Origin of the sequence: Flavobacterium sp. (assembly GCF_030146175.1) — a bacterium.
GTDB lineage: Bacteria > Bacteroidota > Bacteroidia > Flavobacteriales > Flavobacteriaceae > Flavobacterium.
In genome coordinates, this window is the sequence record NZ_JASLCE010000033.1 from 33,823 (window position 1) to 47,541 (window position 13,719).

Below are 13,719 nucleotides of genomic sequence, written 5' to 3' on the forward strand. Positions count from 1 at the left end.
GATTAAATAATAAGACGGTGAATCAGCCAAAATCATATTTTTTTCAATCACTTGCCATTATTGCCATTTCGATTGTAGCTTTTATTGTTTTTAAATCTTTCCTTCCTAAAAAACTGTTTACGGAAACAGGTGGGAATTCCAAAAATGTTGTAATCGACAGTTTGCTTTTGGAAGCTATCGAAAAAGATACGATCAATAAAGACGAAGAGGATACTATTTCCAAAGAGCCTATCAAATTTAAGGCAGTGGATGGTATTGTTTTCCCGACGGAAACCTTTCAGGATTATAAAGGATTCCAGCATTTGGTTGGTTTTTTTGAAAAGCTTTTTCAATTGGAAACGAATCAGGAAGGTAAAGTGCGTATCGCTTACTTTGGGGATTCGATGACCGATGGCGATATGATTGTACAGGATTTCCGATCGAATTTTCAAAACCGTTTTGGCGGAAATGGAGTCGGTTTTGTAAATATTACTTCAGAATCGGCCGCATCCCGTGGATCGATAAAACACGAGTTTTCGACCAATTGGAAAACACAATCGTATCTGAACGTAAAACACCCAAGAAAACCGTTTGGAATTAACGGACATGTGTTTTTTGCGAATGATACCGCGCATGTGGAATGGGTAAAATACAAAGCATCGAACCTGCAACATCTTAGCGAATTGTACAATCCGACCCTGTTCTACGGGAAATCGGGTAATAAAGAAGCTAAAATTGCCTATAAAATCGGTAACGATACGATTTATAAAAAACTAAACCCGTCCCGACTGGTAAACAGTATTTCATTGGGTAATACCGTTAAAAACCTAAAAGTTGATTTTATCAAAGCGGATTCTATCCCGGTTTACGGTTTTAATTTTGACGATGGTAAAGGTGTACACGTGGATAATTTTTCCAACAGAGGAAATTCCGGTTTGCCAATCACAACATTCAATACCGATGTAATGCGTCAATTCCAGGAAAAGTTGGGGTACGATCTGATCGTTTTGCACTATGGAACCAACGTATTAAACTACGGTTCGTATAATTATGGTTGGTATGAACGCAAAATGACCAATGTGGTAAATCACCTAAGAGAGTGTTTTCCAGGTGTTGCGATTTTAATTGTGTCTACAGCAGATAAGTCTACAAAATACGATTTGGAAATGAAAACCGATTCGGCTGTTGTACCATTAACCAATGCGCAGAAAAAATATGCCATTCAGTCTCAATCCGGATATATCAACCTGTATACCCTTATGGGTGGCGACGGATCGATGGTGAAATGGGTGGAAGAAGCACCGGCATCGGCAAATAAAGACTATACACACTTTAATCATAGAGGTGCTAAAAAAATATCAGACCTGATCTATAACCAGATCAGTCAGGGTTATGAGCAGTACAAAAAACTACGTGCAGCCAGAAAAGCACCGGCAGTAGCCAAACCCGTAGTTAAAAAAGACAGTGTGACCGTTAAAAAAGACACTACTCATGTGCAATAAATTCCTTTTTATACTGCTATATGCCTTTTATGGCGGGCCTGCTTTTTCTCAGGTCGACTCCCTTGAAACGGTAGTTGATACGTTGGAAATTGAAGAACAACCCGTTGTTTATGGCGATAACAAAATCGCGAATACCGCTGCTTTGCAAAAGTTTTTCGGAAAACTGTATACGTTGGAAGTTACCGGTAAAGGCAAAGTCAACATTCTTCATGTGGGCGACTCGCATATTCAGGCAGATTTATTCACCGGGGTTATTCGTAAAAACCTACAATATAAATTTGGAAATGCCGGCCTTGGTTTTTCCTTTCCATATAACCTGGCGAAAACTAACGGAAGTTATTACGTTCGTTATTCGTCAAACGAATCCTGGAGCAGTTATCGGAATATAAATCCGGTAAATGGAAATCCGGTTGGATTAAGCGGAATTGCTTTAACAACCAATGCCAAAGATTTTGCTGTGGAAATCAACGTAAAAGATCCGGCATACGAATTTAATACCCTGAAGATCCTGACGCCACAAGGTCAAAATCTTTTTGATGTGGCAACCAGTTCCAAAACAATAGTATTGGAATCGAATGTGCCGAAGAAAATCAATCATAAAATTAAAAAGGGAGAGGTTATCTCGATCATTGCCGAAAAATACAATGTCTCGGTAGCCGAACTTAAAAAAGCCAACGGCTTAAAAAACAATAACATTCGTGCCGGAAAAACATTGCGTATTCCAACGAATGAAATGCAAAAGAAAAGCATTAAACGTTCGGAGTTTATCCCATTATCACTAGAACAGCAGGATGGTGTTTACAGTTATTATAATGCCGAAACGATTAAAAAAATATACCTGTTACCCAATAAAAATGCATCAAAGTTTGCGTTAAACGGGTTGGTGTTTGAAAAAGACAACCCGGGTATTGTTTACAACAGCATTGGTGTTAACGGAGCTAAGTTTTCGGATTATAATAAATACCCATTATTTTTTGATCAGGTTCCGGCATTGCATCCCGATTTGGTGATTGTTTCACTGGGAACGAATGAAACGTTTGATAAAATGGATGTTACAGCTTATATGGCGCAGCTAAACCAGTTTGTGGAAACGATTAAACAGAAAAATCCGGAAGCCGAAATATTAGTAATGACACCACCACCGTCGTTGTTATACCGTCGCTCTCTGAATACTTTTGCAGCCGACTATACCCGTGAGATTAATACACAATCCGAAAGTAAGCAACATGCGGTTTGGGATATGTTTTCCATTTTTGGAGGATTATACGGTGTGAACAGGAATTACCGTCAGGGATTAATGTCTGGCGATAAAGTACATTATTCTAAGGCGGGTTATGAAAAACAAGGAACACTGTTTACGGAAGCCCTTTTACAAGCCTACGAGAATTATAAAACAAATTTGAAAAATTGATTACGTTTTTGAATATGCAAGATTGGTTTGCCCATAATATAACGTCGCTTTTTACCGGAATTACTGAAGAAACAGTAAAGAATTGGTTTTTATACAATCCGAAAGAGCCGTTGTTGTTTAATACCGGATTATTCCTGGGATTATTTCTCGTTTTTTATTCGGTCTATATTCTTACCCGAAAAACGTTCCACCTGAGATTGGTCTATGTGATCTGTTTCTCGTTATTTTTCTATTATAAATCCAGCGGAATCTATTTCCTGTTACTACTGGCATCGTCGGTGGTCGATTATAATTTAGGAAATGTATTGCATCGGGAAAGTCGGGCGACTGTAAAAAAAATCTATCTGGCTTTTAGTGTGGTGTTAAACCTGAGTTTCCTGGGTTATTTTAAATATACCAACTTTATAATCGAAAACTATAATGCCCTTTCCGGGGAACATTTCGATTTCCAGAAGATCATCCTTCCGGTTGGAATTTCCTTTTATACGTTCCAATCGATTAGTTATATCATAGAAGTATACCGAAAAGAGATTGAGCCGACCAAAAGTTATGTTGATTATCTGTTTTTTGTGTCGTTTTTCCCGCAATTAGTGGCGGGTCCTATCGTACGGGCCAAAGACTTTTTGCCTCAGATTTACCAAAAACTAAACATCACGAAAGACGATGTAAACCGGGCATTGTTGTTGATCATTGGTGGATTGATTAAAAAAACGGTAATCTCCGATTATATTTCAATCAACTTTGTCGATCGGGTATTTGATGCACCATCGAGTTATACCGCATTTGAAAATCTGATGGCGTCCTACGGATATGCCATTCAGATCTATTGTGATTTCTCCGGATATTCCGATATGGCTATCGGGGTTGCGCTATTATTAGGATTCAAATTGCCAACCAACTTCCGTACACCTTACCAATCGGCTTCGATTACGGAGTTCTGGAGAAGATGGCATATTTCATTATCAACCTGGTTAAAAGACTTTTTATATATATCTGTCGGAGGAAATCGTAGCGGATCTTTTGCAGGATTTTTATTCCCGGCATTGTTTTTCTTCGGATTAATTGTTTGGGGAATCAATTATGCACCAACCAGCAATATTCCGTTAATTCTGGCGGTGAGTTCACTGGTTGTGTTTTCATTGACTTTCTTGTTATCGCGTGATAAAGAGCGTACCATGTTTACCAATGTGAACCTGTTAACAACCATGTTGTTGGGCGGACTATGGCATGGAGCGAGTCTTCGATTTATTATTTGGGGCGCTTTACACGGTGTGGCTTTGGCGGTTCACAAAATTGTTATCGAATATTTTCCTTCCAAAAAAGAAGAGAAGAAAGGTTTTGGCGGAACAATATGGCATGTATTTGCTATAATTCTGACGTTCCATTTTGTAACCTTTTGTTGGATCTTTTTCCGGGCTAAAGATTTTACTACGGCATTAGAACTGATTCATAATATCGGTAACCTAACCTTTGATCCGGAACAATGGAAAGTAATCGCCATGGGATATAAAAATGTATTTATACTAATGACGATAGGTTTTATCTGGCATTTCTTACCGGAAAGAATTGTAAATGCCATGCAGGGAAGTTTCCGTGCTTTGCCAATTGTAGGGAAAGCGATTATTTTGGGATTGGCATATTGGCTGGTTTATGCCACCGCATCGGCAGGACCACAACCGTTTATTTATTTCCAATTTTAAAATATAAGGAAATATTAAGAAGATATTATAAGGATCATTTTGTTTTTTTGCTAATTTTGGAATGATTCTGCTAAAACAGAAGTTTGAAAAACAATCTAATAATTAATCAAAAATAAGAAGACAATGAAAAAATTAATGGCAATTGCAGCGGTAGCGCTTTTCACAGTATCGATGAATGTTAATGCACAGGAGCAAAAACCAAAAGATAAAAAAGAGTGCTGCTCAGCAAAAGGAAAAACGGAAGCTAAAAAAGCATGTTGTTCAGCTGATAAAGCAACAGCAAGCACTGAAAAAAAAGCATGTTGTTCTAAAGATGCTAAAAAAGCATAAGGATATCACACAATACAAAAGCCGCTTTATTGAAGCGGCTTTTTTTATGTTGATAGGAGATAAACATAGAATATCTAAAAAGTTTTTTATAGTTTATTTCATCATAATACTTGTTTTTCCGGGTTGCTTGTGATCCGATTCCATGTCTTTTTTCCATTCTTCCACTAATTCAGGAATACGGGTTATAACCTCACGACCAAAGATCACTTCATCGACCAAGCCAATATGCATCAGGTCGACCAGTCGGCATAAGTATGATTTTCCTTTAGCCCACCATGTATAATAATCATCTATGATCAGATAGTTTTTAACCAATTTTCCGGTTTGATATTGTGCTTCACATAGTTCCCATCCGTCCAGTTGTGCCGCATAAACACTATCGGAAACACGGCTGCCAAAAGTAGTGGTATAATAGTATTCTTTGATTTCCCATATTGCCCTTGGGTTTGTTGCCGATGGGAAAACTCCGTTTGCTCTGCGTGGTAACACTCGTACAGGAAAATTGTTTTCCGTTATGACTGTTAATTCTTTTGGAGCAAAATCACAACTATAATCTCCTTTATATTTCGAAATAAGCATATTAACAATTCCCTTTAAATAGGCATAATCCTTTTTTTCTTTTTTTTGTTTGTTAAGCGGTAACGGACAATCGGGATTTAACTCCTTTTTTAGAGAATAAAATAATTCCTGTGCCTGATCCCGATTCATCAAAAGTGGTAAAATAGAATCCGTTAATAGTTCCCTTCGGTATTTCATATAAGAAATGATTTTTAAGCCGAGTTCTGTTAAGCCGTCTTCGTTGATTAACTTATTATAGTTAAAGTGATCATTTTTAAAGGCTTCAATAATCTGCTGAACGGTCGGAACGACCAAATTGGTCTGTGGATTGGACGCACTCGGTTTTTTAGTAAAACCAAGCCTTTGATTTAATATTTTAATGTTGGCCCAGAATTCCAGCGGCTGGTTTTTAAATCTATCGTTTGGTTTCATTTAATTTCTGTTCAAATTTTGTTATAAATTCTATTAATGTCATATCCATTACTTCGACAAAAGATTTTAATTCGATAAGATCAATTCTTCTTTCACCGTTTTCTACTTTACTGACTAATGATTGAGGAACACATAGCCGAGTTGCCAGATCATGTTGTCGCATATTATTACTAATTCTCGAATTATATAGAATTTCCCGTAAAATTCGATATTCTTTGCTATAAAGGCTTTTATTCATTAAACTAAGGTATTTATTGTCAGGGCATATCCCAAATCAGGATACCAATATGTACAGATTATATTTGAGCAAATAAAATAGCTATGTCAATTGAAAATAAGAATGCTGTAAAAAAGCAGCCTCCTCAGTTCCAATTGCTGAAATGGATAGGAAACAAACAGCGAATCGCCGGACAGATCATACAGTATTTCCCGGTGAAGTATAATACTTTTTATGAACCTTTCTTTGGTAGTGGTGCAATAATGGCAACTTTGTGTCCTAAAAAGGGTGTCGGATCGGATATCTATTCGCCTTTAATAGCACTTTGGGAAGCACTCAAAGAAGATCCGGAGAAATTAATTGACTGGTATAGGGAGAGAATTGACCGCATTAAGGTTTCAGATAAAGTTACCGTGTATAATCAAATCCGCGAATCTTTTAATCGATATAACAACCCGGCGGATTTTATTTTTCTGATACGAGTTTGTTATGGTGGTGTGATTCGATTCCGAAAAGCAGATGGTTGGATGAGTACACCTTGCGGCGTGCATAATCCTATTACAACGGAAACATTCCAAAAGCGGGTTTACGAATGGTACAATCGCTTGAAGCATGTAGAATTCCGACAATGTGACTATAGAGTAATCTTTGATCAGGCCAGAAAAGGCGATCTGATTTATTGTGATCCACCCTATCCAAATAGTCAGAATATACTGTATGGGGCGCATAGTTTTAAACTAACGGAATTATTCGATTGTATTGAATCAGCAAAACAAAAAGGAGTACGCGTGGCATTAAGTTTAAACGGATTCTCAAAATCGGGGAGCTATTTGCAGGCTATATCGGCTACAAGCGATTTATTTAAGGAAGATATTTCGCTTCCGTTGGGAAATTCAATGTTAAAACGATTTCATATGGAAGGATTGAATCTGGAGAAGGAGCGAATCATAAAAGACAGGCTATTGCTAACCTATTAAACCGGTCGGGATTTATGATTCCCGACAAGTTTGTCCGGTATTTGTATTTTATTGACTTTGGAAGAATCGTGAATAAAGTATTCGGTTGGTAAATGTATAGCACATTACACTTCAATCTGATAAATTCGGGAAGTCTCTTCCCATGGATGATACCCGTCTCCGATATATTGGAAACCGTATTTTTCGTAATAACCGATATGATCCGTGCAAAGGTTCAGGTGTTTAAAACCGGCCGCCCGGGTGTCTTTTTTTGCCCGATCCAATAACAGGGAGCCATAGGCATGACCGCGGTGTGCTTCGGCAATATACATGGCACAAACCCACGGATAGAGATCCATCCGACTGATAAAGTCATTAGTGATCAAACCAGCGCATCCGATGATTTCGGAGTCTTTTTCCAAAAGATACCATTGCGGCAACGGTTGTGGCGCATCGATACAATTGCGGATACAATCTTCATAAATGATAGCCGGTACTTCGGGCCAGCTTTGTTGTAAATAGCGTATTGCGGTGTCTTTATATTCCGGGTTTTCCCGAACGGATAGTATTTTCATTAGGGATAAATTTTTAGTGTTTGAATTCGTATAATATAATCGTGAGTAGGTGCTTTACAGGTTTATTTTTCCCATTTTTGATTTTCCCGTAATTCGGATAGTAATTTATAAACTTTTTTTAAACCATATGTGCCGACACCACCGTAATCCGATATAGTTTTAGTTTTCCCGTTGGCATAGGTGATTTTTAAATCATAGGTTTTATCATCGCTCCACGGTATAGAATAAGTATCTTTTAATTTTTCAAAATCAATATAATTTAAAAGTAGAACAAGTTCTTTATATTTTTCATCAGTAAGGATTGTTTTATAAGTGCCTTTAATCTCTTTATTGTTTATTTTGTTGTATTCTTCTGCTGTCCAAATTGCCGACTTGTCTGCATGAATAGATAATTTATATATGGGACAGCTGCCAAAACAAGGTCCACTATCGAATTCAATTTTTTCTATAGTATGATGAGAAGGTTTGTCGTTTTCTTCTATAAAATCACCAAACCGGTAAATTAACGTTTTATAAGCCAGTTGATCTGCTTTGTTTTTGTGGTCAAAATAAAAGGGCTTGTAATAATATTGTATAACAGGAATATGATGATCATTAAATTTTACATCCGCGAGTACACAACTGGGAAATAGGTTAAGATTAATAACGGAAGTTTGATATTTGCGGTTACCCTGATCTAAAAGACAAATTATATATGGCGTATAGGAATCCAAAGTGATCAGAATATCGGTTAGCCCGTTTTGATCAAAATCGGCTTTTACCCATGGTTTTAGATGTAGACTATCCTTCGTTTGTTGACAAATTTTATTCTCAAATTTCAGAGTGTCACTTATTGTGTAATGCTTGTAATGATCGGGATCGATTTGCATAAGAAGTTTGTAAACATCCTGTTTGGTCTGAATACTGTCGATAGCATTATGTTGCTGTTTTAGCGTTTCTTTCTCTGGGATCTCTTTACAGGATTGTAAAAACAATAGTAGCACAAAAAGAGTAACGTATGGGAAGGCAGTTTTCATGGTCTTTTTTATTTAAGTGAGTATAAAAAATATATTTAAACTATGATTTGTCTTACAAAATAACGCTATGGTAGAAATAAAAGTATAGTAGAAATGATAATTATTGCAATAAAAAAACGGCCGGAGCCGTTTCGTTTTATTGTTTTATGAAGAGGTGTCATCATTTTTACCTGGTCGAATGATCATTCGCAATGGCTGGTCTTTCGAAAAATAAGCAACCGTCCAGTTATATAAAGTCTGTAATCGATTGCGATAGGTAACCAACGACATCAGGTGAATAAACAACCAAACCAACCAGGCAAAGAATCCGTTAAAATGGACTTTTGGTTTTTCCAGATCAACAACGGCTTTGTTTTTTCCTATAATGGCCATCGAACCTTTGTCGTTATAACTAAAAGGTGTTAGCGGTTTTTGGCCCACCATGGCCTTAAAGTTTTTCGCCAGATGACGCGCCTGTTGTATGGCAACCTGTGCCAACTGCGGATGTCCGTTCGGAAATTTCGGATCGGTAACCTGTATACAGGTATCGCCTACGGCATAGATATTCGGGAAATCTTTAAGTTTGTTGTGTTCGTCCACCTGCATTCGTTTCCCACGACCGTAAACGGTTTCCGGTATTCCGTCAAATAGTTTGGCACTGACTCCGGCTGCCCAGATCAGGGTTTCCGTTTTAATGGTTTTTCCATCGGCAAAATAAACCGTACCATCTACATAATCTTTAACCTGTGAATTTAAACGCACTTTAACACCAAGTTTCGTTAATGCTTTATAGGTGTTTTGTTGCGAATTGACACTCATCGGAGCCAAAACGGCCTTTCCGCCATCAACCAGATAAATGTCGCTTAAGGTATTGGCAAGCTCCGGATATTCTTTTCGCATAATTCCGTTGCGCATTTCGGCAAACATCCCGGATAATTCCACTCCGGTTGGTCCGCCGCCGGCAACGACTATGGTTAGCAACTGACGTCTTCTGCGCGGATCTTCGCAAATAGCCGCTTTTTCCATTTGTTGCAATAAACGGTTTCGCATTTCGACAGCATCGTTTAACGTTTTCATCGGAATGGCATTTTTGCGAACATTATCCATTCCGAAATAATTGCTTTCGGCACCGGTAGCAAATACCAGTTGATCATATTTTAATTCGCCATTCGAAAGTATCACTTTATTATTTTTAGCATCTACCCGAAGTAGTTCTGCCAATCGGAATGTAATATTTTTTTTGCCCGAGAATAACTTCCGGAACGGATAGCTAATACTGGAAGGTTCCAGAAAAGCGGTCGCTACCTGATAGATGAGCGGAGGGAAAAAATTATAATTGTTTTTGTCTACCAGTGTCACCTGAAAATCGGGATTGTTACCCAACGCTTTTGCCAGATTGATACCAGCAAAACCACCTCCTATTATGACTATTTTCATACGCGTAGTGTTTTAAAAAACGGAGTGTTTTTACAGTAGTATTCGTGTTAAATCAACACTATAAATTTACCCATTTATAAACGGATAACCAATTGGAAAACACTATTTCATATAAAATATAACAAAGCATTAACTTTTAAACACTATTTTCATCGATACAATAAAAAAAGCGATAAAATAAAATTGAGTCGCCAAAATCAGATCCTGTGTTTTTTGAAAAAATAAAACAGAACCGACCTGAAAGTATCGGTTTTTGGATCAGAATCGCCTATAATGCTGCGTAATTCGCAAAAGGATTGACTTGTGGCTGCAATTCCTGTTTTTTTGTGGAACGATTCTGTGGAACTTCAAAATCAAATTCTTAAATTTGCACCTCATTAAACGAAACACAGAATCATGTTTGATAATTTAAGTGATAAACTCGATAAAGCCTTTCATATATTAAAAGGTCATGGAAAAATTACGGAAGTAAACGTTGCCGATACCTTAAAGGAAGTGCGTAGAGCGTTACTGGATGCCGACGTTAACTTTAAAATTGCCAAAGATTTTACCACACGTGTAAAAGAAAAAGCCATCGGTGAGGATGTATTAACAACCTTACAGCCGGGGCAATTAATGGTGAAAATCGTTAAAGATGAATTAACCGAGTTGATGGGTGGGGATGTAGCCGGAGTGAATTTGTCTGGAAATCCATCTGTGATTTTGATGTCCGGTTTACAGGGATCCGGTAAAACTACTTTCTCCGGAAAGCTGGCGAATTTCCTGAAAACAAAGAAAAACAAAAAACCTTTATTGGTAGCCTGTGATATCTACCGACCGGCAGCGATCAATCAGTTGCACGTAGTTGGTGATCAAATCGGTGTGGAAGTATATTCTGAACCGGAAAATAAAAACCCGGTTGAAATTGCACAAAATGCAATTAAACACGCGAAAGCCAACGGTTATAATGTGGTAATCGTCGATACGGCCGGACGTTTGGCAGTTGACGAAGAAATGATGACCGAAATTGCCAATGTTCACAAAGCAATCGAGCCACAGGAAACCCTTTTTGTAGTGGATTCCATGACGGGTCAGGATGCGGTAAATACGGCAAAAGCGTTTAACGATCGTTTGAATTTTGATGGAGTTGTTCTGACAAAATTAGACGGGGATACCCGTGGTGGAGCAGCGATTTCGATTAAATCGGTGGTAAACAAACCGATTAAATTTATCGGAACCGGAGAAAAAATGGAAGCGATTGACGTTTTCTATCCGTCACGTATGGCCGACCGTATTTTAGGTATGGGAGACGTAGTGTCCTTAGTGGAAAGAGCTCAGGAGCAATATGACGAGGAAGAAGCGCGAAAATTACAAAAGAAAATCGCGAAAAACGAATTCGGATTTGACGACTTCCTGACGCAAATTCAGCAGGTTAAGAAAATGGGTAACATGAAAGACCTTGTCGGAATGATTCCCGGAGCCGGAAAAGCGTTGAAAGACGTAGAAATCGAAGACGATGCGTTTAAACATATTGAAGCGATTATTCATTCGATGACACCGGACGAACGAAAAAAACCGGCACTATTGGATGCGAAACGTAAAGCAAGGGTTGCGAAAGGATCCGGAACCAATATTCAGCAGGTAAATCAATTGCTGAAACAATTCGACCAGATGAGCAAAATGATGAAGATGATGCAGGGAGCAGGCGGAAAAAACCTGATGCGAATGATGGGAGGAATGAAAGGAATGAGATAAAATAAAGACGCGATTAGTCGCGTCTTCTTTTTTAGATAAAAACAACACACAAATACACACGAATGCAACTACTAGACGGAAAAAAGATTTCGGAGGAAATCAAAAATGAAATTGCTGCCGAAGTGCAGAAAATGAAAGAAAACGGAGAAAAGGTACCGCACCTGGCGGCCGTAATCGTTGGAAACGACGGTGCGAGTCTTACTTATGTAGGTAGTAAAGTAAAGGCTTGCGAAAGAGTAGGCTTCGAATCGACTTTGGTAAAATTGCCAAGTACGACTTCGGAAACGGAATTACTGAAAAAAATCAAAGAATTAAACGAAGACGATGCTATCGATGGTTTTATCGTGCAATTGCCGTTACCGGATCAGATTGACACGCAAAAAGTATTAATGGCGATCGATCCGAGTAAAGATGTGGATGGTTTCCATCCGGAAAATTTCGGAAAAATGGCATTGGATATGTCAACGTTTATTCCGGCAACACCATTTGGAATCCTGGAATTGTTGGAACGCTACAATGTGGAAACAAAAGGAAAGCACACGGTAGTAATCGGAAGAAGTCATATTGTTGGACGTCCGATGAGTATTTTGATGGGAAGAAAAGGTTTTCCAGGAAATTCAACAGTTACTTTAACGCATAGTCATACAAAGAATATTACCCAGATTACCAGTCAGGCGGATATTATTATCACAGCATTGGGAGTTCCAAATTATCTGAAGGCCGAAATGGTTAAGGATGATGTAGTGATCATTGATGTTGGGATTACCCGTGTGGCAGATGAAAAATCAGAAAAAGGATATGTGATCACCGGAGATGTGGATTTTGATAATGTAAGCAAAAAAGCATCTTTTATTACACCGGTACCGGGAGGTGTTGGTCCGATGACAATCGCCATGCTGATGAAAAACACATTATTGGCAAGAGAACAAAAAAGATTAAAAGCAGAATAAAATGATCATTACCGAGGTAACTTCACAAAATCAATTGGAAATTGTAAAGTCTTTGGCCTATACCATTTGGCCGGATGCTTACGGTGCTATTTTATCGGAAACGCAATTGGAGTATATGCTCGATAAAATATATGCGATTCCGGCATTGGAACAGCAACAGCAAAACGGACAACAATTTGTTTTGGCGGAAGAAGAGGGAATATATTATGGATTTGCTTCTTTTCAGATTAATTATAAGGAAGGGAAAACCAAATTGCATAAAATATATGTACTACCGCAAACACAGGGTAAGGGTGTTGGAAAGTCTCTTTTGCACTATGTGGAAGCTGCAGTTAATCAAAATAACAATTCCTCCTTGTTGTTAAATGTGAATCGTTTTAATAAAGCGATCGATTTTTACAAAAAACAGGGGTTCGAGGTGATTGGTGAAGAGGATATTGCTATCGGTGAAGGTTATCTGATGGAAGATTATATAATGGAGAAGAAAATAAAATAATACAAGCCGCAGGATTTCCTGCGGTTTTTTGTTTTTATACCAGACAGGTTTCCGAAAGCTGTCTGGTATTTTTATTATATAGAGTATCTTGATCAAAAGAATTTTTGGTTGGGATTTAGCACTACCTATATATAGTAGTAGCTTTTTTATTTACAGATAACCGATTTTTTACAACGGATCAGATATTATTTTCAGAAAACGCACCTATATATAAGTAGTGTTTTTACTAATTTGTGATGACCTGACAGGTTTTTGCAACCTGTCAGGTCTGGTATTTCAGGAATGAAAAAGGCAAAAAGGCCAGTAAAACCGCATAATGACGGCAAAGACACCAAATAAAGCTAAAAAAATCGGTATTGTTAAGTCTTTGTAATGAGAGCATTAAGAAAAAGATTTAAAAAAAGGTTTAATAAAGTTTGCGAAACCGGAAAAAGGTTCTAGTTTTGC

The 13,719-nt window shown here is 37.9% G+C and carries 13 protein-coding genes; 8 read left to right on the forward strand and 5 right to left on the reverse strand.

Features of this window, described 5'->3' with window-relative positions; translation table 11 throughout:
* Positions 1-17 precede the first annotated feature (17 nt).
* The 4 genes from Q1R07_RS03875 to Q1R07_RS03890 all read left to right on the forward strand — a co-directional run bounded on the left by Q1R07_RS03875 (position 18) and on the right by Q1R07_RS03890 (position 4,922).
* Positions 18-1,481 carry a hypothetical protein gene (locus Q1R07_RS03875; RefSeq protein ID WP_300486186.1) on the forward strand — a complete coding sequence of 488 codons (1,464 nt, stop codon included), beginning with the start codon at positions 18-20 and terminating at the stop codon, positions 1,479-1,481.
* Entirely contained in the window at positions 1,471-2,892 is a 1,422-nt protein-coding gene (locus tag Q1R07_RS03880; RefSeq protein WP_300486188.1) for a GDSL-type esterase/lipase family protein, read from the forward strand. Before Q1R07_RS03875 ends, Q1R07_RS03880 begins: the two co-directional genes overlap by 11 nt.
* Before the next feature lie 14 nt (positions 2,893-2,906).
* A complete protein-coding gene (locus Q1R07_RS03885; RefSeq protein ID WP_300486207.1) occupies positions 2,907-4,592 on the forward strand; it encodes an MBOAT family O-acyltransferase in 1,686 nt (561 codons plus the stop codon).
* Between the two features lie 123 nt (positions 4,593-4,715).
* The gene (locus tag Q1R07_RS03890; RefSeq protein ID WP_300486190.1) at positions 4,716-4,922 is read left to right on the forward strand and encodes a hypothetical protein; all 207 of its coding nucleotides are present in this window, start codon (positions 4,716-4,718) and stop codon (positions 4,920-4,922) included.
* Positions 4,923-5,015: 93 nt separating this feature from the next.
* Here the strand turns inward: Q1R07_RS03890 and Q1R07_RS03895 are convergent, their stop codons facing one another.
* Both Q1R07_RS03895 and Q1R07_RS16400 read right to left on the reverse strand, forming a co-directional pair.
* Positions 5,016-5,912 (reverse strand): hypothetical protein, encoded by an 897-nt coding sequence (locus tag Q1R07_RS03895; RefSeq protein ID WP_300486192.1) that lies wholly within the window; start codon positions 5,910-5,912, stop codon positions 5,016-5,018.
* The gene (locus Q1R07_RS16400) at positions 5,896-6,150 is read right to left on the reverse strand and encodes a helix-turn-helix transcriptional regulator (RefSeq protein WP_366526332.1); all 255 of its coding nucleotides are present in this window, start codon (positions 6,148-6,150) and stop codon (positions 5,896-5,898) included. Before Q1R07_RS16400 ends, Q1R07_RS03895 begins: the two co-directional genes overlap by 17 nt.
* Before the next feature lie 83 nt (positions 6,151-6,233).
* Between Q1R07_RS16400 and Q1R07_RS03900 the strand changes: the two genes are divergently transcribed.
* On the forward strand, positions 6,234-7,106 hold the full coding sequence (locus Q1R07_RS03900) for a Dam family site-specific DNA-(adenine-N6)-methyltransferase (RefSeq protein ID WP_300486194.1): 873 nt from the start codon (positions 6,234-6,236) through the stop codon (positions 7,104-7,106).
* Between the two features lie 104 nt (positions 7,107-7,210).
* Here the strand turns inward: Q1R07_RS03900 and Q1R07_RS03905 are convergent, their stop codons facing one another.
* From Q1R07_RS03905 to Q1R07_RS03915, 3 genes are all read right to left on the reverse strand, one after another.
* Positions 7,211-7,660 carry a GNAT family N-acetyltransferase gene (locus tag Q1R07_RS03905; protein ID WP_300486196.1) on the reverse strand — a complete coding sequence of 150 codons (450 nt, stop codon included), beginning with the start codon at positions 7,658-7,660 and terminating at the stop codon, positions 7,211-7,213.
* Positions 7,661-7,722: 62 nt separating this feature from the next.
* On the reverse strand, positions 7,723-8,676 hold the full coding sequence (locus Q1R07_RS03910; protein ID WP_300486198.1) for a DUF6438 domain-containing protein: 954 nt from the start codon (positions 8,674-8,676) through the stop codon (positions 7,723-7,725).
* A gap of 144 nt (positions 8,677-8,820) precedes the next feature.
* The gene (locus Q1R07_RS03915; RefSeq protein WP_300486200.1) at positions 8,821-10,092 is read right to left on the reverse strand and encodes an NAD(P)/FAD-dependent oxidoreductase; all 1,272 of its coding nucleotides are present in this window, start codon (positions 10,090-10,092) and stop codon (positions 8,821-8,823) included.
* A gap of 396 nt (positions 10,093-10,488) precedes the next feature.
* On the opposite strand from Q1R07_RS03915, the gene ffh reads away from it, so the two are divergent.
* The 3 genes from ffh (at position 10,489) to Q1R07_RS03930 (ending at position 13,272) form a co-directional block, all read left to right on the forward strand.
* Positions 10,489-11,826, forward strand: a complete 1,338-nt coding sequence (gene ffh / locus Q1R07_RS03920; protein ID WP_300486202.1) for a signal recognition particle protein — start codon at positions 10,489-10,491, stop codon at positions 11,824-11,826.
* A 62-nt stretch (positions 11,827-11,888) separates the two neighbouring features.
* A complete protein-coding gene (locus Q1R07_RS03925) occupies positions 11,889-12,776 on the forward strand; it encodes a tetrahydrofolate dehydrogenase/cyclohydrolase catalytic domain-containing protein (RefSeq protein ID WP_300486204.1) in 888 nt (295 codons plus the stop codon).
* Between the two features lies 1 nt (position 12,777).
* Positions 12,778-13,272: a GNAT family N-acetyltransferase gene (locus Q1R07_RS03930; protein WP_300486205.1), complete on the forward strand. Its 495-nt coding sequence runs from the start codon at positions 12,778-12,780 to the stop codon at positions 13,270-13,272.
* Positions 13,273-13,719 lie beyond the last annotated feature (447 nt).

What these genes read in the sequence shown, in the direction of transcription:
- Q1R07_RS03890 (WP_300486190.1), top strand. Translation starts at nt 4,716, where the DNA reads ATGAAAAAATTAATGGCAATTGCAGCGGTAGCGCTTTTCACAGTATCG.
- Q1R07_RS03880 (WP_300486188.1), top strand. Translation starts at nt 1,471, where the DNA reads ATGTGCAATAAATTCCTTTTTATACTGCTATATGCCTTTTATGGCGGG.
- Q1R07_RS03900 (WP_300486194.1), top strand. Translation starts at nt 6,234, where the DNA reads ATGTCAATTGAAAATAAGAATGCTGTAAAAAAGCAGCCTCCTCAGTTC.
- Q1R07_RS03930 (WP_300486205.1), top strand. Translation starts at nt 12,778, where the DNA reads ATGATCATTACCGAGGTAACTTCACAAAATCAATTGGAAATTGTAAAG.
- Q1R07_RS03925 (WP_300486204.1), top strand. Translation starts at nt 11,889, where the DNA reads ATGCAACTACTAGACGGAAAAAAGATTTCGGAGGAAATCAAAAATGAA.
- Q1R07_RS03910 (WP_300486198.1), bottom strand. Translation starts at nt 8,676, where the DNA reads ATGAAAACTGCCTTCCCATACGTTACTCTTTTTGTGCTACTATTGTTT.
- Q1R07_RS03895 (WP_300486192.1), bottom strand. Translation starts at nt 5,912, where the DNA reads ATGAAACCAAACGATAGATTTAAAAACCAGCCGCTGGAATTCTGGGCC.
- Q1R07_RS16400 (WP_366526332.1), bottom strand. Translation starts at nt 6,150, where the DNA reads ATGAATAAAAGCCTTTATAGCAAAGAATATCGAATTTTACGGGAAATT.
- ffh (WP_300486202.1), top strand. Translation starts at nt 10,489, where the DNA reads ATGTTTGATAATTTAAGTGATAAACTCGATAAAGCCTTTCATATATTA.
- Q1R07_RS03915 (WP_300486200.1), bottom strand. Translation starts at nt 10,092, where the DNA reads ATGAAAATAGTCATAATAGGAGGTGGTTTTGCTGGTATCAATCTGGCA.
- Q1R07_RS03885 (WP_300486207.1), top strand. Translation starts at nt 2,907, where the DNA reads ATGCAAGATTGGTTTGCCCATAATATAACGTCGCTTTTTACCGGAATT.
- Q1R07_RS03905 (WP_300486196.1), bottom strand. Translation starts at nt 7,660, where the DNA reads ATGAAAATACTATCCGTTCGGGAAAACCCGGAATATAAAGACACCGCA.